Origin of the sequence: Amycolatopsis sp. FBCC-B4732, assembly GCF_023008405.1 — a bacterium.
GTDB classification, from domain to species: domain Bacteria; phylum Actinomycetota; class Actinomycetes; order Mycobacteriales; family Pseudonocardiaceae; genus Amycolatopsis; species Amycolatopsis pretoriensis_A.
On record NZ_CP095376.1, the window covers coordinates 4,795,833 to 4,819,554 of the forward strand.

Annotated in this window: 2 protein-coding genes (1 of these 2 running past the window's edge); both read right to left on the reverse strand. The window is 75.4% G+C overall.

Going from position 1 to position 23,722, the window contains the following annotated elements; translation table 11 throughout:
• Nucleotides 1–192 precede the first annotated feature (192 nt).
• On the reverse strand, nt 193–20,169 hold the full coding sequence (locus tag MUY14_RS20810) for a type I polyketide synthase (protein ID WP_396126830.1): 19,977 nt from the start codon (nt 20,167–20,169) through the stop codon (nt 193–195).
• A protein-coding gene (locus tag MUY14_RS20815; RefSeq protein WP_247024802.1) for a type I polyketide synthase crosses the window boundary here: on the reverse strand, nt 20,166–23,722 show its final stretch. The gene runs 4,780 nt beyond the window's last position; 3,557 of the gene's 8,337 nt are visible here — the last part of the coding sequence; its start codon lies beyond the right edge, outside the window — the gene reads right to left on this strand; it ends in the stop codon at nt 20,166–20,168. Before MUY14_RS20815 ends, MUY14_RS20810 begins: the two co-directional genes overlap by 4 nt.

Genomic DNA, 23,722 nt, shown 5'->3' on the forward strand with positions numbered 1-23,722 from the left:
CTCCAGGGTGAGCGTTTTCTTACCCGGGTGACGCCACCGCGACGGCGTTCGGCGCCGAGCGACGTCCACTTGCCGGGGAGTCAACCGCACGCCCAGCCCGGAAACACCCAGACTTGGGCCCCGGCCTGCTGGCGGCCCCGGGCATGCCGGAGGCGGCACTTCCGAGGGGAAGTGCCGCCTCCGGTGCCGGGGTCAGTCCTGGTCGCCGCCCAGGACGAAGCGGACCAGGTCGTCCGCGTCCATGTCGCCCACGTCGCCGTCCTCATCCGCGTGGGACTCCTCCGGGCGCTCCGGGCGCTCCGAACGTTCCGCCGCCTCCGAGAGCAGGTCCATCAGGCCCAGGGAACGCAGCTGGTCGAACGACACCGACGCCAGGAACTTCCGGACCCTGGCCTCCTCCGCCGACGCCGGGACGTCGTCCTCGGCGCCGAACAGCTCGCGGTGCAGGTGGGCCGCCACCGCCTGGGACGTCGGGTGGTCGAACACCAGGGTCGACGGCAGCCGCAGGCCCGTGCGCTCGCCCAGGACGTTGCGGACCTCCACCGCGGCCAGGGAGTCCACGCCCATCTCGCGGAACGCCTGGGACGGCTCGATGTCGCCCGGTTCGCCGTAGCCGAGGAGCTCGGCCGCGACCGTGCGGACCAGCTCGAGCAGCGCGTCCCGCCGCTGCGCCGGGTCCAGGCCGGCCAGTTCCTCGTGCAGGGTCGCCTCGGCCACCACCGCGTCGCGTTCGGTGTCCGCCGCCGACAGCGCTTGGCGGACCTCCGGCAGCTCGCTGAGCAACGGGCTTTCGCGGGGCAGTGTGAACGTCTGCGCGAAGCGGTTCCAGTCGAAGTCCGCCGCGAGCACCGAGCCGCGGACGCCGAGGGCGCGCCCGAACGCCACCATCGCCTCTTCCGGGACCAGCGGCACCAAGCCGTGGCGCTGCATGTGTTCGAGCATGTCGCCCTGCAGGGCCATGCCGGCCTCGCCCCACACGCCCCAGCCGATCGACACGCCCACCAGGCCGCGGCGTTCGCGGTCCTCGGCCAGCGCGTTCAGGTAGGCGTTCGCGGCCGCGTACGCGCTGAGCTTGCCGCTGCCGAGCATGCCCGACACCGACGAATACAGCACGAAGAAGTCCAGCTCCCGGTCGCCGACGAGCTCGTCCAGGTGCCGCGCACCCTCCACTTTGGACCGCAGGACGCCTTCGACCTCCTCCAGGGTCAGTGCGACGACGTCGGCGCCGTCCTGGGCGACGCCCGCGGCGTGGACGACCCCGCGCAGCGGATCCGACGCCGGGATGGCCGCCAGCACCGCGGCCAGCTGGGCACGGTCGGCGACGTCGCACGCCACCACCGACACCTCGGCCCCGCGCCCGGTCAGTTCCTCGGCCAGCTCGGCCGCGCCCGGCGCGTCGGGGCCGCGGCGGCTGGTCAGCACCAGCCGCCGGACGCCGGCGTCGGCCAGCCAGCGGGCCGTCTCGACGCCGAGCGCGCCCGTGCCGCCGGTGATGAGCACCGTGCCCGGCCCGGCCAGCGCCGGGGTGACCGACGGCGTCTCCGCGGCCGTGGTGCGCCGCAGGCGGCGGCCCAGCAGGCGGCCGTCGCGCAGGGCGATCTGGTCTTCGCCGCCGAGCCCGGCCAGCACGTGCGGCAGGTTCCGCAGGTCGGCTTCGCCGGGTTCGGCGGGCAGCTCGACCAGGCCACCCCAGGCCGCCGCGCGTTCCAGCGCCACCGTGCGGCCGAAGCCCCAGACCGCCGCCTGGCCGATCGTGTCCACGGCCGCGTGCTTGCCCTCGACCGGCAGCGCTTCGCGGGTCAGGCACCACAGCTTGGCTTCGACCTCGGCCCGGGCGAGGGCCTGGACCAGCACCGCGGTGAGCACGACGCCCGGCGGCGCGGTCGGGGCCGCGGCGATCGGCCGCGTGCTCAGCGCGAGCAGCGAGACGACGGCGTCGAACGTCCCCGGCAGCTCGCCGAGCCGGGTGGCGAGGGCGGCCGGGTCGGGGTCGGTCACCGTGACGACGGTGACGTCGCCGGGCAGCGCGCCCAGCACCCGGGCGCCCCAGTCGCCGGTGTCCTCGGGGACGACGGCCAGCCAGCGGCCCGGCCCGGCGGCCCCCGCCGGGGGCTTCAGCGGCGTCCAGTCGATGCGGTACCACCAGCGATCGACGGCGGCCTCGGTGCGCAGCTTCTCCCGCCACGACGTCAGCGCGGGCAGGACGGCGTCCAGCGCGGCCCGGTCGACTTCCAGCGCCGAGGCCAGTACCCCGCCGTCGGTCGCCGCGACCATGCCCCACAGCCGCGCGTCCGCCGTGCTCTCGCCGCCCGCGGAGACGGCCTGCGGGGCCGGCTCGGGCCAGTAGTTCTTGCGCTGGAAGGCGTAGGTCGGCAGCGGCACCCGCGCCGTGACGCCGGCCCGCTCGTAGAAGGCGGTCCAGTCGATCGTGACGCCCTGGGCGTGCGCCCCGGCGACCGCGGTGACCACCCGGCGCCAGTCGCCTTCGCCGGTGTGCAGCGTTTCCTGGAACACCAGGGGTTCGCCGGTGCGGTCCATGGTCTGTTCGAGGGCCATCTTCAGCACCGGGTTCGGGCTGGGTTCGACGAACGCGGTCGCGCCGCCGGCCACCATCGCGTCGGCCGCTTCGCCGAACAGCACGGTCTGGCGCAGGTTCCGGTACCAGTACGCGGCGTCCAGCTCCGCGGTGTCGAGCAGCCCGCCGGTCACCGACGAGTAGAACGGCACCGCCGAACTGCGCGGGGACACCGGGGCGAGCAGTTCCAGGAGGTCGTCCTCGAGGAGCTCGACCTGCGGCGAGTGCGCGGCGAAGTTCACCCCGGCCAGGCGCCAGCGCATCATGCCTGCCGCCGAGAGCCGCTTTTCCAGCTTCGCCATGGCGGTTTCGTCGGCGGAGACGGTGACCAGCTTGGGCCCGTTCACCGCGGCGATCGAGACGTCGTCGCCGACGAGCGCGCGGACGTCGGCGACCGGCGCCACCACCGAGAGCATCACGCCGGTGCGGGCCAGCTTCTGCCGGATCAGGCGGCTGCGCAACGCGACCACGCGGGCACCGTCCTGAAGGGACAGTCCACCCGCGACGCACGCGGCGGCGATCTCGCCCTGCGAATGCCCGGCGACCGCGACCGGTTCGACGCCGAACTCACGCCACAGCGCGGCGAGCGACACCATCACCGCCCACAGCGCGGGCTGGACGACGTCGACCTCTTCGAGGGCTTCGGCGTCGTCGAGGACGTCGAAGAGGGACCAGTCGACGAACTCGCTCAGCGCGGCGGCGCACTCGGCCATCGTCGCGGCGAACACCGGGGACGCGGCCAGGAGGTCCTTGGCCATCCCGGCCCACTGCGAACCCTGGCCGGGGAAGACGAACGCCGGGGTGCGCGTGCCGAACGCCCGGCCGGTCACGACGTCCGGGGCGGCCTCGCCCGCCGCGACCGCGGTGAGTGCGGCGGTGAGCCCGGCCCGGTCCTCGCCGACGACGACGGCCCGGTGCGCGAACGAGGTCCGGCCCGCCAGCGCGCGGCCGACGGCGGGAACGTCCTGGCCGTCGAGGTGCGTCAGCAGCCGTTCGGCCTGGCCGCGCAGGGCGCCGGCGGTCCGGCCGGACAGCACCCACGGCACGATCGACGGCGGCTGCGCCGGTTCGGGCGCGGGCACCGGTGCCGGGCCGGCTTCGAGCACGGCGTGGGCGTTGGTGCCGCTGATGCCGAACGACGACACCGCGGCACGCCGCACGCGACCGGTTTCCGGCCACGGGCGGGCGTTCGCCAGCACCTCGACGCCGCTGTCGTCCCAGTCCACGTGGGACGATCGCGTTTCCGTGTGCAGCGACCGGGGCAGCACGCCGTGGCGCATCGCGAGGACCATCTTGATGATCCCGGCGACGCCCGCGGCGGCCTGGGTGTGCCCGATGTTGGACTTGACCGAGCCGATCGGCAGCGGGGCGCCGCGGTCGCGGCCGTAGGTGGCGATGAGGGCTTGCGCTTCGATCGGGTCGCCGAGCGCGGTGCCGGTGCCGTGCGCCTCGACCGCGTCGATGTCCTTCGTGGACAGTCCGGACGCGGCGAGGGCCTGGCGGATCACGCGTTGCTGCGACGGGCCGTTCGGCGCGGTCAGGCCGTTGGACGCGCCGTCGGAGTTGACCGCGGAACCGCGCACGACGGCGAGGATCTCGTGGCCGTTGCGGATCGCGTCGGACTGCCGTTCCAGCACCAGCATGCCGACGCCCTCGGCGAAGCCCAGCCCGTCGGCGTCGTCGGAGAACGCCTTGCAGCGCCCGTCCGCGGCGAGCCCGCGCTGGCGGCTGAAGCCGATGAAGGTGCCCGGCGTGGCCATCACGGTCGCGCCGCCGGCCAGTGCCAGCTCGCATTCCCCGCTGCGCAGCGCCTGCGCGGCCAGGTGCAGGGTGACCAGCGACGACGAGCACGCCGTGTCGACGGTCAGCGTCGGGCCTTCGAAGCCGAAGGTGTAGGCGACGCGGCCCGAGGCGACGCTCGGGGAGCTGCCGTTGCTCTCGTAGCCGTCGGTGTCGGCGAGGTGGTTGAGCGTCAGGCCGTAGTCGTTGTACATCACGCCCACGTACACGCCGGTGCGGCTGCCGCGCAGGCTCACCGGGTCGATCCCGGCGCGCTCGACGGCCTCCCAGCCGGTCTCCAGCAGGAGGCGCTGCTGGGCGTCGGTGGCGAGGGCTTCGCGCGGGTTCATCCCGAAGAACTCGGGGTCGAACTCGCCCGCGTCGTGCAGGAAACCGCCTTCGCGGGTGTAGGTCGTGCCCGGGTGGTCCGGGTCCGGGTGGTAGAGCGAGGCGACGTCCCAGCCGCGGTTGGCCGGGAACGCCGTGATGGCGTCGCGTTCCTCGGTGAGCAGCCGCCAGAGGTCCTCGGGCGAGGAGACGCCGCCAGGGAAGCGGCAGCTCATGCCGACGATGACGATCGGGTCACCGGCCACCGCGGCCGGCGTCGGGGCCGCGTCGGCGACCGCGCCGGAGCCGAGCAGCGCCTCCAGGAGGTGCTCGCCCAGCGCGGCGACGGTCGGGTAGTCGAACACGGCGGTGGCGCCGAGCCGGACGCCGGTCGCGCCGTCGAGCCGGTTGCGCAGTTCGAGGGCGGTCAGGGAGTCGAACCCGAGCTGCTGGAACGTCTGGCCGGCGTCGATCGCGCCGCCGTCGGCGTGCCCGAGCACCTGCGCGACCTGGGCGGTGACCAGCTCGCGGACGGCGCGGGTGCGCCCGGCGGCGTCGAGCGCGCCGAGCCGCTGAACCAGCCCGACGGCCGCTTCGGCACCGGCCGCGGACCGCTTGAGCGGGACGCGGATGAGGCCGCGCAGCACCGGCGGGACGTCGCCCATCGCCCGCAGGACCGGCAGGTCGAGCCGGACCGGCGCGACGTCGGGGACGCCCGCGGCGAGCGCGGCGTCGAACAGGCTCGTACCCAGTTCGGCGGGGATGGCCGGGGTGCCGGCGCGGGCCATCCGGGCGAGGTCGGCGTCGGACAGGTCGCTGGTCATGCCGCTGCCGGTCGCCCACGGACCCCAGCCGAGCGAGGTGGCGGGCAGGCCCCGTTCGTGGCGGTGCCGCGCCAGGGCGTCGAGGAACGCGTTGGCGGCGGCGTAGTTGGCCTGGCCCGCGGTGCCGACGGTGCCGGCGACCGAGGAGAACACGACGAACGACCGGAGGTCGCGGGTCAGCTCGTGCAGGTTCCAGGCGCCGGCGGCCTTCGGGGTGAGGACGCGGCCGAGGCTGTCCGGCGTCTGGGAAGCCAGGACGCCGTCGTCGAGGACACCGGCGCTGTGCACGACGGCGGTCAGCGGGTGCTCGAGCCCGTCGATGAGGGCCCGCAGCGCGTCCCGGTCGGCGACGTCGCAGGCGGCGGTGGTGACTTCGGTGCCGTGTGCGGCGAGCTCGGCGACGAGGGTGGCGACTTCGGCGGGGTCTCCCCCGCTGCGGCTGACCAGCAGCAGCCGCCGCATCCCGTGCTCGGCGGCGAGGTGGCGGGCGAAGACCGCGCCGAGGCCGCCGGTGCCGCCGGTGATGAGGACGGTGCCCTCGGGGTCGCCGAATTCCCGTGCTTCGGGCTGGACCGCAACGCGGGCGAGGCGGCCGCCGTGCACCTGGCCGTTCTTGATCGCGACCTGGGGTTCCCCGGCCGCCAGGGCGGCTTCGAGGTGGTCGCCGGTGTCGTCGAGGTCGACGAGCGCGAGCCGGCCGGGGTGTTCGGCCTGTGCGGAGCGGACCAGGCCCCAGACAGCCGCCGCGACGGGATTGCCGTCGGTGGCCCCGCGGGTGACGACGGCCAGGCGGGTTTCGCGGAGGCGGTCGTCGGCGAGCCAGCGCTGGAGGAGGTCCAGGACACGGGTGGTGACGTCGAGGGCGGCGGCCGCGGGGTCGTCGCCGGGCGGGTCGAGCAGCGGCAGGACGACGAGGCCGGGCGCGGCGGTGGCGGCGGCTTCGAGGTCGGCGAAGGTCGCCGCGCCGGGAAGCACCTCGTTCGCCCCGAGGACTCCGGCGTCGGCCGGATCCTTCGGCTCGACGGCCAGCGGGGTCCACGTGAGGCGGTACAGGTTCTCCTGGCTCACCTGCCGCACTTCCGCCGGCTCGCGCAGGCGCAGCGTGGCCACCTCGGCGACCACCGCTCCCGACGAGTCCGCGATCGCGAGCGAAATCCCCGGCCCGGCACGGGAAATCCGCACCCGGACCGAAGCCGCGCCGGTGGCGTGCAGCTGCACACCCTCCCACGCGAAGGGCAAGCCGGCCTCGCCACCGAGCAGGCCGATCGCGTGCAGGCACGCGTCGAACAGCGCCGGGTGCAGGCCGAACGCGCCCGCCTCCCCCGCGTCGCCGGTGGGCAGGGCCACCTCGGCGAACACCTCGTCGCCCGCTTGCCACGCCGCCCGCAGGCCGCGGAACGTGCCGTCGTAGGACAAGCCGCCGTCGGCCAAGCGCTCGTAGTGACCCGAAAGATCCACCGGCTCGGCGGCGGGCGGCCACGGGAAAGCGGCCGCCGCCGCCCGCTGGGGCCCGAGCACGCCGGTCGCGTGCCGGACCCACGTCAGGTCGTCGCCGTCCTCCGGTCGCGAGTGGACGGTCAGCGTCCGGCGCCCGTCCTCGCGCGGCGCGGACACGCGCAGCTGCAGCTGCACCCCGCCCCGCTCGGGCAGCACCAGCGGTGCCTCCAGCGTGAGGTCGTCCAGGCACGGCGTCCCGGCTTCGTCACCGGCCCGCAGCGCCAGCTCCGCGAACACCGTGCCGGGCAGCACCACCGCGCCCCCGACGACGTGGCCGCGCAGCCACGGGTGCCCGGACACCGACAGCCGGCTCGTCAGCAGCACCTCGCCCGACCCGGCCGGGCGCACCACGGCGCCGACCATCGGGTGGCCGCCGACGCCCAGGCCGGCCGCCGTCGCGTCGCCGCGCGGGGTCGCGCCGCCGCGCGGCCAGAACCGTTCGCGCTGGAACGCGTACGTCGGCAGCTCCACGCGCCGGCCACCCGGCAGCACCGCGGGCCAGTCGACCCGGGCGCCCACCACGTGCAGGCCGGCGAGCCCGGCCAGCGCGGCCCGCGGCTCGGGGGTTTCCTTGCGCAGCAAGGGGACCGTGACCGCGTCGGCGAGGGTGCCGGCGGTCATGGCGGAGAGGACGCCGTCCGGGCCGAACTCGGCGAACACGCGCACGCCGTGCTCGTGCAGCGCCGTCACGCCGTCGGCGAAGCGGACCGTCCGGCGGACGTTGGCCACCCAGTGGTCCGCGGTGAAGTCCGTGACGAGCGCGCCGGTGACCGTCGACACCACCGGGATCCGCGGCGCCGAATACGTCAACCCCGCTGCGACCGCACGGAATTCGTCGAGCATCGGGTCCATCAGCGGCGAGTGGAACGCGTGGGACACCGTGAGCCGCTGGGACTTCTCGAACCGCTCGGCCACGGCGAGCACCGCTTCTTCGGCGCCGGCGAGCACGACGGCGTCCGGCCCGTTGACCGCGGCGACGGCGACGTCGTCACCCAGCAGCGGCTCGACTTCCGCGGCGGTGGCGCGCACGGACACCATCGTTCCGCCGGAGGGCAGCGCGCCCATCAGCTCGGCGCGTGCCCGCACCAGCGTGCACGCGTCGGCCAGGGTCAGCACGCCGGCGACGTGCGCGGCCGCGACCTCGCCGACCGAGTGCCCGAGCACGTAGTCGGGCCGCACGCCCCACGACTCGAAGAGCCGGTACAGCGCGACTTCGAGGGCGAACAGCGCGGGTTGCGCCGCGGCCGTGTCCGCGAGCCGGCGGGAGTTCTCGCCCCAGACGATCCCGGCCCACTCGCCGGGCAGCTGCTCGGCGACCGCGTCCCAGGCCTGCGCGAACACGGGGTAGCGCGCGTACAACCGGCGTCCCATGCCGAGCCGTTGCGCGCCCTGACCGGCGAACAGGGCGGCGAGCTTGGCCGATTCGGCCACGCGCCCGGTGACGACGGCCGGGTGCGGTTCGCCGGCCGCCAGCGCGTCCAGCGCCGCGGACAGTTCCGCGCGGTGCTCCGAAAGCACCACCGCGCGGTGGTCGAACGCGGTCCGGCCGGTGGCGAGGGTGTACCCGGCGTCGACGCGGTTGAGGTCGTACCCGGCCAGCCGCGCGGCCTGCTCGCGCAGGGCGCGTTCCGTCGTCGCCGACACCGGCCACGGCACGACCCCGGCGTCCGGCGGCGCGTCCGCGAGCACCGGCTCCGGCGCCTGTTCGATGATCGTGTGCGCGTTGGTGCCGCTGATGCCGAACGACGACACCGCGGCGCGGCGCACGCGGCCGGTCTCGGGCCACGGCCGGTTCTCGGTGACGACCTCGACGTCCCCGGCCGCCCAGTCGACGTGCGAGGACACCTCCCCGGCGTGCAGCGACGGCGGGACGACACCCTGCCGCAGCGCGGCCACCACCTTGATCACGCCGGCGACGCCCGCCGCGGCCTGGGTGTGGCCGATGTTCGACTTCACCGAACCGAGCAGCAGCGGGGTTTCGCGGTCCTGGCCGTAGGTCGCGAGCAGCGCCTGCGCCTCGATCGGGTCGCCTAGCGTCGTCCCGGTGCCGTGACCTTCGACGACGTCGACATCCGAAGTGGACAGTCCGGCGACGGAGAGGGCCTGTCGGATCACGCGTTGCTGCGACGGGCCGTTCGGCGCGGTCAGGCCGTTGGACGCACCGTCGGAGTTGACCGCGGACCCGCGCACCACCGCCAGGATCGGGTGCCCGTTGCGCTTCGCGTCGGAAACCCGCTCCAGCAGGAGCATTCCGGCGCCTTCGGACCAGCCGACACCGTCGGCACCGTCACCGAAGGACTTGCAGCGGCCGTCCGGGGAAAGCCCGCGCTGGCGCGAGAACCCGACGAACGTGCCCGGCGTCGACATCACCGTGACACCGCCGGCCAGCGCCAGGGAGCACTCCCCCGAGCGCAGCGCCTGCGCGGCCCAGTGCAGCGCCACCAGCGACGACGAACACGCCGTGTCGACGGTGACCGCCGGGCCTTCCAGCCCCAGCACGTAGGCGACGCGCCCGGAGGCGACGCTGCCCGCGCTGCCGTTGCCCTGGTAGGCCTCCAGGTCCGCACCCGCGACGAGGCTGTTGTAGTCGTTGTACATCACGCCGGCGAACACGCCGGTGCGGCTGCCGCGCAGGCTGCGCGGGTCGATGCCGGCCCGCTCGAACGCCTCCCACGAGACTTCCAGCAGGAGCCGCTGCTGGGTGTCCGTGGCGACGGCCTCGCGCGGGCTCATCCCGAAGAAGGCGGCGTCGAACTCGGCGGCGTCGTGCAGGAAGCCGCCGTGGCGGGTGTAGGACGTGCCCGGGTGGTCCGGGTCGGGGTCGTAGAGCGCGTCGACGTCCCAGCCGCGGTCGGCCGGGAACTCGGTGATGGCGTCGGCGCCGCCGGTGACCAGCTCCCAGAGCTGCTCGGGGGTGGTGACGCCACCCGGGTAGCGGCAGCTCATCGCGACGATCGCGATCGGCTCGTCGGCCACCGCGGCGGTGACCGGCGTGACGTCGACGCGGTCGCCGTCGCCTTCGCCCAGCTGCTCGGCGAGGTGGCGGGCCAGCGCGGTCACCGTCGGGTAGTCGAACACCGTGGTGGCGGGCAGCGCGACCCCGGACGCGGCGGTCAGCTTGTTGCGCAGGTCGACCGCGGTGAGCGAGTCGAAACCCAGCTCCTGGAACGTCTTCGCGGCCGGGACGGCGGCGGCGTCGGTGTGCCCGAGCACCAGCGCGACCTGCTCGCGCACCAGCGTCAGCAGCGCTTCGGCACGCTCTTCCGGTGTCAGCCCGGCCAGGCGGCGGAGCAACCCGGCGGACCCGCGGCCCGCCTGCTTGCGGCCGGTGACGCGGACGAGGCCGCGCAGCAGCGGCGGGATCTCCGGCTGCGACCGCAGCACCGGGAGGTCGAGGCGGACCGGCAGCAGCACCGCGCGGTCGGTGGTGAGCGCCCGGTCGAACAGGCGGATGCTCTGCTCGGGCTGGAGCACGGGCATGCCGAGCCGGGCCATCCGCTCGAAGTCGGCGTCGCTGAGCGTGCGGGTCATCCCGGTCGCCGCGGCCCACGGGCCCCAGCCCAGCGACTGCGCCGGGAGCCCGTCGGCGGTGCGGTGCAGGGCGAGCGCGTCGAGGAAGGCGTTGGCGGCCGCGTAGTTCGCCTGCCCGGCGCCGCCGAAGGTGCCGGCGACCGAGGAGAACGAGACGAACGCGGCCAGGGGGAGGTCGCGGGTCAGCTCGTGCAGGTTCCAGGCCGCGTCGACCTTGGGCCGCAGCACGGTCGCCAGCCGTTCGGGCGTGAGGGAGCCGAGGACGCCGTCGTCGAGGACGCCGGCGGTCTGCACGACCGCGGTCAGCGGGTGCTCGGGCGGGACGTCGTCGAGCAGGGCCCGCAGCGCGTCGCGGTCGGCGATGTCGCACGCCTTCACGGCGACCTCGGCACCGGCCGCGCCGAGGTCGGCGGCCAGCTCGGCCGCGCCCTCGGCGGCCGGCCCGCGGCGGCTGACCAGCACCAGGTGCCGGACGCCGTGCTCGCCGACCAGGTGCCGGGCCAGCAACCCCCCGAGCCCCCCGGTCCCACCGGTGATGAGCACGGTCCCGTCCGGATCCCAAGCCGCACTTTCACGTGAAAGTGCGGCTCCCTGGTGCGCACTTTCACGTGAAAGTGCGGGGTCGGGGCGGGTGAGGCGGGCGGCGCGGGGTTCGCCGTTGACGAGCGTGAGCTGCGGTTCGCCGGTGGTGAGCGCGTTCGGCAGCGCGGCCAGGGAGGCTTCGGTGCCGTCGAGGTCGATGAGCGCGACGCGGCCCGGGTGCTCGACCTGCGCGGTGCGGACCAGGCCCCAGACGGCGGCCGCGGGCAGGTCGGCCCCGGTCGTCGCGCCCCGGGTGACGAGCACCAGCCGCGCGGGCCGCTCGGCGGCCAGCCAGTCCTGCAGCAGGCCCAGCACGTGCGTGGTCAGTTCGTGCGTCTCCTGGACGACGTCGGCGCTCTCGCCGGCGGCGATCGGCCACAGGACGACGCCCTCGTCGGCGGCGAGCGGTCCGGAAAGCCGGGTGGCGGCGGGGAAAACGGTGGCCACGCCGAACGGATCGACGCCCGCGACCGACACCGCGGCGGTTTCGGGCGCACCGACGGCGACCGGGGTCCAGTCGAGCTGGAACAGCGAGTCGCGGTCGACGGCCGGGGTCGCGGACTGGGGCCGCAGCACCAGCGAACGCACGGTCGCGACCGGCTCGCCGTCGAGGTCGGTCAGGTGCAGGGACACCGCGTCGTCGCCGGCGGGCGAGACGCGCAGCCGCACCGCGGTCGCGCCCGAGGCGTGCACGGTGACGCCCGCCCACGAGAACGGCAGGGCACCCGGCCGGACGGTGGTGCCGAACGAGGTGGCGTGCAGGCACGCGTCGAGCAGCGCCGGGTGCAGGCCGTACGTCTCGGCGGGTTCGTCCTCGGGCAGTTCGACTTCGGCGTAGACGTCCTCGCCGTGGCGCCAGGCGGCGGTCAGGCCGCGGAACGCCGGGCCGTACTCGAAGCCCTGGTCGGCGAACCGGTCGTAGAGGCCGTCGAGGTCGATCCTGGTCGCGTCGGCGGGGCGGGTGACCGGTGCCGCGGGCTCGCCGGACGTGCTCAGCGTGCCCCCGGCGTGGCGGGTCCACAGCTCGTCGGGCGCGTCTTCCCGGCGGGAGTAGATCGAGATCGGCCGCTCGCCGTCCTCACCCGGGGCACCGACGGCGATCTGGACGTGCGTGCCGGTCTCTTCGCCCAGCACCAGCGGCGCTTCGAGGGTCAGCTCGCCGACGACCGGGCAGCCGGCCTGCTCGCCGGCCGCGGCCGCGAGCTCCAGCAGCGCGGTCCCGGGCAGCAGCAGCGAACCGGCGATCCGGTGCCCGGCCAGCCACGGGTGCGCGGCGAGGGAAAGCCGTGCGGTGTAGAGGAAGCCGCCGGACTCCGGCAGCTCGATGCCGCCGCCGAGCAGCGGGTGGGCGACGGCGTCGAGGCCGGTGCCGCCGGTCAGCAGGGCCACGCGCGGCCAGAACCGCTCGTGCTGGAACGGGTAGGTCGGCAGCTCGACCGCGCGACCACCGTCCAGGTAGGACTCCCAGCTCACGTCGGCCCCGTGCAGGTGCAACGCGGTCAGCGCGTCGAGCACCGAGTCGTCCTCGGCGCGGTCGCGGCGCAGGCACGGGACCGCGATCGCTTCCGGCGACAGGGTTTCCGCGGCCAGCGCGCTGAGCACCCCGGCCGGGCCGAGCTCCAGGAACGCCGTGACGCCGTCGGCGAGCAGGGTCGTGATCCCGTCGGCGAACCGGACGGCGGCGCGGACGTGCCGCACCCAGTAGTCCGCCGTGGACAGTTCCGCCCCGGCGACCGCGCCGGTCAGGTTCGACACCACCGGCAGGTCCGCGGGCGCGTACTCGATCGTCTCGGCGACCGCGCGGAAGTCGTCGAGCATCGGGTCCATCAGCGGCGAGTGGAAGGCGTGGCTCACGTCGAGCCGGCGGGTGCGGTGCCCGGCCGCGGCGAACCTGGCGGCGATCTCGGTGACCGCGGCCTCGTCGCCCGAGATGACGACGGACTCCGGCCCGTTGACCGCGGCGATCGACACCCGGTCGTCCAGCGCTTCCGCCACGACGGCTTCGGGCGCGTTGACGGCGACCATCGCGCCACCGGCGGGCAGCGCGGCCATCAGCCGGCCGCGCGCGGCGACCAGCCGGCAGGCGTCCTCGAGCGAGAACACCCCGGCGACGTGCGCGGCCGCCAGCTCGCCGATCGAATGCCCGAGCAGCAGGTCCGGGGTGACGCCCCACGAGCGCACGAGCCGGTACAGCGCGACCTCGATCGCGAACAGCGCGGGCTGGGCGATGTCGGTCGGCGCCAGGGACGCGCCGGCGTCGAACATCCGCTCCCGCAGCGACGGGTCGAAGTGCTCGCAGACCTCGTCGAGCGCGGCGGCGAACACCGGGAACCGCTCGGCCAGCTCACGGCCCGCCCCGGCGCGCTGGGCGCCCTGGCCGGTGAACAGGAACGCCGTCCGGACGCCGGACACCGCTTCGCCGACCGCGAGCCCGGGTGCGTCGGTGCCGTCCGCGAGGGCGGCGAGGGCCGCCAGGGTGTCGCCGGTCAGGACCGCGCGGTGCTCGAACGTGGTGCGCGTCGTGGCCAGGGACCAGGCGACGTCACCCGGATCGGACGCCAGCAGCCGGCTCGCCTGCTCCCGCAGGGCTTCCGCGGTGCGGGCCGACAGCAGCCACGGCGCGGGCCGCCCGGCGGAAGCGGGTTCCGGCTCGGCGGCCGGGGGCTGCTCCAGCACGACGTGGGCGTTGGTGCCGCTGATGCCGAACGACGAGACCGCCGCGCGGCGCGGGCGCCCGGTTTCCGGCCACGGCCGGGTCGCGGTGACGAGCTCGATGTCACCGGCCGTCCAGTCCACATGGGACGACGGCGCGTCGACGTGCAGGGTCTTCGGCACGACGCCGGACCGCAGCGCGTAGACGGACTTGATCACGCCGGCGACCCCGGCCGCCGCCTGGGTGTGGCCCAGGTTCGACTTGATCGAGCCGAGCAGCAGCGGCCGGAACTCGTCGCGGTCCTGGCCGTAGGTCGCCAGCAGCGCCTGCGCTTCGATCGGGTCACCCAGAGTGGTCCCGGTGCCGTGGCCTTCGACGACGTCGACGTCCGAAGTGGACAGTCCGGCCGCGGTGAGGGCCTGGCGGATCACGCGTTGCTGCGACGGGCCGTTCGGCGCGGTCAGGCCGTTGGACGCGCCGTCGGAGTTGACCGCGGAGCCGCGGACCACCGCCAGGACCGGGTGGCCGTTGCGGCGGGCGTCGGAAAGCCGTTCCAGGACGAGGACACCGACGCCTTCGGACCAGCCGACGCCGTCGGCGGCGTCCGCGTAGGACTTGCAGCGGCCGTCGGCGGCGAGGCCGCGCTGGCGGCTGAAGTCGATGAACGTCCCCGGGGTCGCCATCACGGTGACCCCGCCGGCCAGCGCCAGCTCGCACTCGCCGCGCTGCAGCGCGGTCGCGGCCATGTGCAGCGCGACCAGCGACGACGAGCACGCCGTGTCGACGGTGACCGACGGCCCTTCGAGGCCGAAGACGTAGGACAGGCGCCCGGACAGCACGCTGCCCGCGTTGCCGGTGCCGAGGTAGCCGAGCGAGTCGGCCGGGAACTCGACGTTCGCGCCGAGGTAGTCGTGGTACATGATGCCGGCGTAGACACCGGTGCGGCTGCCGCGCAGGGTTTCCGGCCGGATCCCGGCGCGTTCCAGGGCTTCCCACGAAGTCTCGAGCAGCTGGCGCTGCTGCGGGTCCATGGCCAGCGCCTCGCGCGGGGAGATGCCGAAGAAGCCGGGGTCGAAGCCGGCGACGTCGTCGAGGAAGCCGCCTTCGCGGGTGTAGCTGGTGCCCGCGTGGTCGGGGTCCGGGTGGTAGAGGGCGTCGACGGGCCAGCCGCGGTCGCCCGGGAAGCGGGAGACGCCGTCGCCGTCGCCGAGCACGAAGTCCCACAGCTCGTCGGGCGAAGTGATCCCGCCCGGGTAGCGGCAGCCCATGGACACGATGACGACCGGGTCGGCCTCGACCGGGGTCGTCCGCGTAGGAGTTTGCACCGCTTCCAGCGTGCCGACCAGTTCGTCGTGCAGGTGGCGGGCGAGGGCGAGGACGGTCGGGTAGTCGAAGACGAGCGTCGCGGGCAGGCGCAGGCCGGTGTCGGCCTGGACGGCGTTGCGCAGCTCGACCGCCGAGAGCGAGTCGAAGCCGAGGTCCGCAAAGGACTGCCCGGGCTCGACCTGGCCGATCGAGCTGTAGCCGAGCAGGCCGACGACGTGCGTGCGCACGAGGTCGACGAGCGCGCGCTGCCGGTCGGCCGGGGCCAGCGCGGCGAGCCGGGCGGTGAGCCCGGAGTCGGCGCGGTTCCGGCGGCGGGTGCTGCCGCGGACCAGCCGGCGCAGCAGCGGCGGCACCTCGGGTGCGGCGGACAGCGTGTCGAGGTCGAGCCGGACGGGCGCGAGGAGGGCGTCGTCCGCGCCGAGGGCGGCGTCGAACAGGCTCAGGCCCTGGTCGAGGGCCAGCGGCGGGGTGCCGGACCGGGTCATCCGGTCGAGGTCGGCGTCGGTGAGGGTGCCGGCCATGCCGGTCTCCCACGCGCCCCAGGCGAGGCTGACCGCGGGCAAGCCGCTCGCGCGCCGGTGGGCGGCGAGGGCGTCGAGGAAGGCGTTGCCGGCGGCGTAGTTGGCCTGCCCGGCCGCGCCGAAGACCCCGGCCACGGAGGAGAACAGCACGAAGGTCTCGACGTGCGCGGCCAGTTCGTGCAGGTGCCAGGCGGCATCGACCTTCGGGCGCAGGACGGCGTCGAGCTGGTCTTCGGTCAGCGCACCGAAAGTGGCGTCGTCGAGGACGCCGGCGGTGTGCACGACGGCGGTGACGTCGTGCTCGGCGAAGACCGCGGCCAGTGCTTCGCGATCGGTGACGTCGCAGGCGATCGCGGTGGCGTCGACCCCCAGCTCGGCGATCAGCTCGGCCGCGCCCGGGGTGTCCGGGCCGCGGCGGCCGAGCAGCAGCAGGCGGCGGGCGCCGTGCTCGGCGACCAGGTGCCGGGCGAGGTGCGTGCCCAGGCCGCCGAGGCCGCCGGTGATGAGGACGGTGCCGTCGAAGCGGCCTTCCGACGCGGGCGCGACGGCGGCCCGGCCGAGCCGCGGGACGTGCAGCCGTCCCTCGCGGACGACCACCTTCGGCTCCCCCAGCGCGACGGCCGCGGCGAGGAGGTCGTCGTCGTCGAGGTCGACGAGCGTGATGCGGCCGGGTTGTTCGGCCTGCGCCGAGCCGAGGAGCCCCCAGATCGGGGCGGTGGCGAGGTCGGTGGAACCGGCGACGACGACCAGGTGGGAGTCGGCGAAACGGTCGTCGTCGAGCCAGGTCTGAACGGTGTGGAGGACTTCGCGCAGGGTCTCGCGGACGGCTTCGGGGGTGTCCCCGCCGGCCGGCCGGTAGACGACGTGGGAGGGCGTCCCGGTCGCGTCCCCGAGCGCCGGCCAGTCCACCGGACCGGCCGCCGCGCTCGCCGGGACCGGGACCCAGTCCACGGTGAACAGCGACTCGTGCCGCGCCTTCCGGCCCGCGCCGGTGCCCGCGGCGACCGGGCGCAGGGCGAGCGCTTCCACCGACGCCACCGGCTCGCCCGCGGTGCCGGTGACCTCGATCGCCACCGACACCGGGTCGGCCGCGTCGATCCGGACCCGCAGCACCGAGGCACCCGGGGCGTGCAGCGTCACGCCGGTCCACGCGAACGGCAGCAGCCGGTCCGCGTCCTCGCCGCGGTCCGCCGCGCCCAAGGCGTGCAGCGCCGCGTCGAGGACCGCCGGGTGCAGGCCGTACGCGTCCGTCGCGCCGGCCTTGCGCGGGGCCGTCACCTCGGCGAACACCTCGGTGCCGCGGCGCCAGACCCGTTCCAGGCCCTGGAACGCCGGGCCGTAGCCGAACCCGGCCGAGGCCAGGCCGTCGTAGAAGCCGGCGAGGTCGACCTCCTCGGCGTCCGCGGGCGGCCAGGCCACCGGCGCCGGCACCGCCGCACCCGGGGCGAGCACGCCGCCGGCGTGCCGTTCCCAGGCCGTGTCCTCGGGTTCGTCTTCGAGTCGCGAGTGGACGGTGAACGGACGCCGCCCGGTGTGGTCCGGGGCACCGACGAGCAGCTGCAGCCGGACGCCGCCGCGCTCGGGCAGGACCAGCGGCGCCTCCAGCGTCAGCTCGGCGACGCGCGGGCAGCCGACGCTGTCGCCCGCGCGCATCGCCAGTTCGAGGAAAGCCGTGCCGGGCAACAGGATCGCGCCCATGATGACGTGGTCGGCGAGCCACGGCGTCGCCGCCGCGGAGAGCCGGCCGGTGAACAGGTGGCCCTCGCCGTCGGCCAGGCCGGTGGCCGCGCCGAGCAGCGGGTGCCCGGCCGCGGTCAGGCCGAGCCCGCCCGGGTCGGTCGCCACCGCGCCCGGCGGGGTCGCGGCCGGCCAGTAGCGCTCGTGCTGGAAGGCGTACGTCGGCAGGTCGATCAGCCGCGCGCCGGTGCCGGCGTAGAACCCGGCCCAGTCCACCGGCACCCCGGCGACGTGCAGCGCGCCGACCGCCGCCGTGACGGTTTGCTCCTCCGGCCGTCCGGCCCGCAGCAGCGGCACGCACTTGACGTCGTCGCCGGCGCCGCTCGCCATCGCGGACAGCACGCCGTCGGGACCCAGTTCGACGAACCGGGTGACGTCCCGCTCGGCCAGCCACCGCACGCCGTCACCGAAGCGGACGGTGTCCCGCACGTGGGAAACCCAGTACGCCGGGTCCTGCAGCTCGCCCGGTGCCGCGACGCGGCCGGTGCGGTTCGAGACGACCGGCAACGTCGCCTCGCCGTAGGAAATCCGGCGCGCGACGGCGGCGAACTCGCCGAGCATCGGCTCCATCCGCGCCGAGTGGAAGGCGTGGCTGACGCGCAGCCGCTTGGTCCGGCGCTCGCGCAGCGCGGCTTCGAGGGCGTCGATGGCCGCCGCCTCCCCGGAGAACACTACGGAGCCCGGCCCGTTGACCGCGGCCAGTGAGACCTCGGGGCCGGTGATCAGGGCGAGGGCTTCGGCTTCGGTGAGCTCGGCGGCGAGCATCGCACCGCCGGCCGGCAGCTCCTGCATGAGCCGGCCGCGGGCGGTGACCAGCGCGCAGGCGTCTTCCAGCGAGAACACGCCGGCGACGTGCGCCGCGGCCAGCTCGCCGACGGAGTGCCCGAGCAGGTAGTCCGGCCGCAGCCCCCACGACTCGGCGAGCCGGAAGAGCGCGACCTCCAGCGCGAACAGCGCGGCTTGGGCGTTCTTCGTGTCGTCGAGCCCGGTCCCGGTGCGCACGACCTCGGCGAGCGCCGGGTCGAGGTGGGCGCACACGGCGTCCCACGCCTCGGCGAACACCGGGAACGCTTCCCGCAGTTCGAGGCCCATCCCGGCGCGCTGCGAGCCCTGCCCGGTGAACAGGAACGCGACCGCGCCCGAAGCCGCGGCCTCGGAAGTCCCGTCCGCCAGCGCCGCGAGCCCCGCTCGCAGATCGTCCACAGTGGACCCGGTCACGACGGCGCGGTGCGGCAGCGCGGCCCGCGAAACACCCAGCGAGTAGGCCAGGTCCAGCGGCGCGGGTTCCGTGTCCACAAAGGACAGCAGGCGGGCGGCCTGCCCGCGCAGCCCGGCGGCGTTCTTGCCGGACAGCGGCCAGTTCAGCACCCCGGGCACCCGCGGCGCCGGCTCGGCCGCGGCCTCGACCGCGGGCGCCTGCTCCAGGATGACGTGCGCGTTGGTGCCGCTCAGCCCGAACGACGAGACACCGGCGCGCCGCAGCCGCCCGGTCGACGGCCACGGCCGCGTCCCGGTGACCAGCGCGAGCCCGCTGCCGTCCCAGTCCAGTGCCGACGTCGGCGCGTCGACGCCCAGCGTCTCCGGCAGGACGCCGTGCTGCAGTGCGAGGACCATCTTCAGCACCCCGGCCACGCCGGCGGCGGCCTGCGTGTGCCCCAGGTTCGACTTGACCGAGCCGAGCCACAGCGGTTCGCCGTCGCGGTCCCGGCCGTAGGTGGCGGCCAGCGCGCGGGCCTCGATCGGGTCGCCGAGCGTGGTGCCGGTCCCGTGCGCCTCGACGGCGTCGACATCGGCCGGGGTGAGCCCGGCGCCCGCGAGCGCCGCGCGGATGACGCGTTCCTGCGCCGGCCCGCTCGGTGCGGTCAGGCCGTTGGACGCGCCGTCCTGGTTGACCGCGCTGCCGCGCAGGACGGCGAGCACCCGGTGGCCGTTGCGTTCGGCGTCGGACAGCTTTTCCAGCACGAGCACGCCCGCGCCTTCACCCCAGCCGGTGCCCGCGGCGCCCTCGGCGAACGAGCGGCAGCGGCCGTCGGGGGCGAGCCCGCGCTGGCGGCTGAACGCGATGAACAACGTCGGGGTGGCCATCACGGTCGCGCCGCCGGCCAGGGCCAGCGAGCAGTCGCCGCGGCGCAGGGCGTGCGCGGCCAGGTGCATCGCGACCAGCGACGCCGAACACGCGGTGTCGACGGTGATCGCGGGCCCCTCCAGGCCGAGCGCGTAGGCGACCCGGCCCGACAGCACGCTGGACGCGTTGGCCGTCGAGAGGTAGTCCTCGGCGCCTTCGGCCGCGCTCGCGGCGAGGTGGATGTAGTCCTGGAAGTTCGTACCGGTGAAGACGCCGGTCGACGAGCCGCGCAGCGACGCCGGGTCGATGCCCGCGCGCTCGATCGCCTCCCACGAGATCTCCAGCATCAGCCGCTGCTGCGGGTCCATGACCAGCGCTTCCCGCGGCGAGATGCCGAAGAACGCCGGGTCGAAGTCGCCCGCGTCGTGCAGGAACCCGCCGTGGCGCACGTAGGACGTGCCGCGGGAGGCGCCGTCCGGGTCGTGCAGCCGGTCGACGTCCCAGCCGCGGTCGGAGGGGAACTCCGTGATCGCGTCGCGCCCCTCGGAAAGCAGCTCCCAGAGCGCTTCCGGCGTCGACGCCCCTCCCGGGAAGCGGCAGCCGAGACCGACGATCGCGATCGGTTCCTGGTCGGCCGTCTCGGCCTCCCGCAGCTTCGCGCGCGTCTCCTGCAACTCCACGGTGACGCGCTTGAGGAAGTGCCGGAGCTTCTCTTCGTTGTCCATCAGCGCTCGCCCATCCTGCGTGCTCACGAGATCCCGAACTCCTTGCCGAGCAGGTCGAACATTTCGTCGTCCGAAGCCGCCAAGACGTCTTCGCCGTCCGTGCGCTCCGGCCGCAGCCCGTCGAGCAGCCGGTGCAGCCGCCGGGACACGGCGTCCCGGCGGGTTTCGTCGAGGCCGCCGGCCGCCATCGCCCGTTCCAGGCCGGCCAGCTCGGCGTCCAGTGGATCGGCCGCGGGCCGGTCGGCCGGCACCAGCTCGGCCCGCAGGTACTGCGCGAGCGCGAGTGGCGTCGGGTGGTCGAAGACCAGGCCCTGCGGCAGGTTCAGCCCGGTCCGCCGGGCCAGCAGGTTGCGGAACTCGACCGCGCTCAGCGAGTCGAAGCCGAGCAGCCCGAACTTCGCCTCGGGCTCGATCGCGTCCCCCGAGGCGTGCCCGAGGATCATCGCGGCGGCCGACCGCACCGCCTTCGACAGCGTGCTGACGCGCTCGGGTTCCGGCATCCCGGCCAGCTGTTCGGCCAGCGGTTCCTCGGCGGTCTCCGGTGCTCTCCCGGCGGCTTCGATGGCCGCGCGGGCGGTGGGGACACCGTCGAGGAGGTGGGTGGTCCGCATGAGCGCCATGCCGGGCGCGTACCGCGTCCAGTCGATGTCGGCGACGGTGACGGAGGTGTCCCCGCGGCGGAGTGCCTCCCCGAGGGCGAGGAGCGCCCGTCGGGGTGCGAGAGCGGCGGCCCCGCTGCGGCGCATGCGTTCCTGGATGGCCGGGTCGGCCGCCATGCCGACCTCGCCCCAGGCACCCCAGGCGACCGACAGCGCGGGCAGCCCGGCGGCGGCCCGCTGTTCGGCGAGGGCGTCGAGCACGGCGTTCGCGGCGGCGTAGCTGCCCTGACCCGGTCCGCCGACGGTGCCGGCGATGGAGGCGAAGAGCACGAAGAGGCTGAGGTCCTTCGTCAATTCGTGCAGGTTCACGGCGGCGGTGGTCTTGGGCCGCAGGACCGTTTCGAACCGGCTCGGGTCGACGGCGTCGACCACGCAGTCGTCGAGCACGCCCGCGGCGTGGACGACCCCGCGCAGCGGGAACTCCGCGGGCAGGCTTTCGATGAGAGCTCGCACCGCGTCCCGGTCGGAGACGTCGCAGGCGGCGACGGTCACGCGGGCGCCCGCAGCGGTCAGCTCGTCCGCCAGTTCGCGGGCACCGGGCGCGTCGGGCCCGCGGCGGCTGGTCAGCACGATGTGGCCTGCACCGGACTCGGCGAGCCAGTGCGCGAGCTTGCCCCCGAGAGCGCCGGTACCGCCGGTCACGAGCACCGTGCCGTCGGCGGGCACCTCGCCCAGGCGCCCGGTGGAGGCTCCGGTCGGGTCGGGCACCAGCCGCCGGACCAGCGCGCCGTTCGCGCGCACGGCGATCTGGTCCTCCTCCCCCGCCGCCGCGAGCGTGGCCGGCAGGCGGGTCAGCGCGCGGGGCTCGAAGTCCGCGGGCACGTCGATGAGCCCGCCCCATCGGCCGGGGTACTCCATCGCCGCCACCCGGCCGAGGCCCCAGACCGCGGCCTGCGCGAGGCTGCCCGCCGCGTCCCCGGGACCGGTCCGGACCGCGCCGGTGGTCAGGCACCACAGCGGCGCGTCGACCCCGGCGTCGCCGAGGGCCTGCACCAAAGCCGCCGTCGTGGCGAGCCCGCCCGGTACCGATGGCGTGTCCGGCGCCGGTGTCTCGTCCAGCGCCAGCAACGACAACACGCCCGCCGGGCTCGGGAAAGTCTCCAGCAGCGCCGTGATCCGCTCCGCCAGCTTCGCGCGGTCGGGGCCGTCGACGACGAGCCGGACCGTGTCCGCGCCCAGCACGTCGACCAGCACCTCGACGCGCTCGTCGCCGTCGAGCGACGCGGGTACCGCGATCAGCCAGTCCTCGCGGCGCGGCGCGGCCGTCCCCGCGAACGGCTGCCAGTCGACGCGGTAGCGCCAGCCGTCCGTCGTGGTCCGGTCCACGTGTCCCTTGCGGTGCGCGGAAAGCGCGGGCAGGACCCGGGCCAGCTCGTCGGCGTCGGCACCGAGTTCCGCGGCCAGCGCCGGGATGTCCGTGCCTTCCAGCGCCGCCCAGAAACCGTCCGCGGGCTCGACCGGCGTGGCCGGGACCGAGGCCTCCGGCCAGAACCGCTCGCCGTCGAACGGGTACGCCGGCAGCCGGACGCCGCGCGCGTCCACCCCGGCGAAGAACCGGGACCAGTCGATCGCGAGGCCGTCGACGTGCAGCCGGCCCAGCGCGGTGACGATCGTCGTCTCCTCGTCGCGGCCCGCCCGCAGCAGCGGCACGAACGTGGCGTCGACGGTCTCGGCGGCCATCCCGCACAGCACGGCGTCCGGGCCGACCTCGACGAACCGCGTCACCCCGCGCCCGGCCAGGTCCGCGACGACGTCGCCGAAGCGGACGGTCCGGCGCACGTGGTCCACCCAGTACTCGGCCGTGGCGAACAGCTCGCGTTCCGGCCGCCCGGTGACCGCGGAGATCAGCGACCGCTTCGGCACCCGCAGGTCGAGGCCGGCGACGACCTTGGCGAAGTCCTCCAGCATCGGCTCCATCAGCGGCGAGTGGAAGGCGTGGCTGACGGTGAGCCGCCGGGCCTTCTCGAACCGCTCGGCCACCGCGAGCGCGGCGGCTTCGGTCCCGGCGACCACCACCGACGACGGCCCGTTGACGGCGGCGAGCGCAACATCCGGGCCGAGCAGCGGCTCGACGTCGGCGGCGCTCGCGCGCAGGGCGAACATCGCCCCGCCGCCGGGCAGGTCCTGCATCAGCCGGGCCCGCGCCGCGACGAGCGTGCACGCGTCCGTCAGCGAGAGCACCCCGGCCGCGTGGGCGGCGGCGATCTCACCGATCGAGTGCCCGGCCAGGTGGTCCGCCCGGACTCCCCACTCGTCCAGCAGCCGCAGCAGCGCGACTTCGACGGCGAAGATCGCCGGCTGCGCCCAGCCGGTGGTGTCCAGCAGAGCGGCGTCCTCGCCGAAGACGACGTCGCGCAGCTCGTCGCCGAATTCGGCGCGGACCTCGTCGAACGCCGCCCGGAACACCGGGTAGCGGTCGTACAGCCCGCGGCCCATGCCGGGCCGCTGTGAACCCTGGCCGGTGCACAGCAGCGCCGTGCCACCGTCCTGCGCGAGGCCTTCGACGAGGTTTCCGGCCAGCGCCGAGCGCATCTCCTCGACGTCGGCCCCGACGACGACCGCGCGGTGCTCCAGCGCGGCCCGGCGGGTGGCGAGGACGAGCCCGGTGGCGGCGAGCGGAGACCCGGCCCCGGCCAGGCGGGCCGCCTGGGCGTGCAGCGCGGTCCGGCTGCGGGCCGAGAGCACCCACGGCACCACGGCGGCCGGGGGTTCCGGGGCGGGTGCGGGCGCTTCGGGAGCCTGTTCGAGCACGACGTGCGCGTTGGTCCCGCTGACGCCGAACGCCGACACGCCCGCGCGGCGCGGCCGGGCCACCTCGGGCCACGGCGTCGCCTCGGTGACCAGGTCGATCGACCCGGCTGTCCAGTCCACGTGGGACGAGGGCGCGTCGACGTGCAGGGTCGGCGGCACCAGGCCGTGCC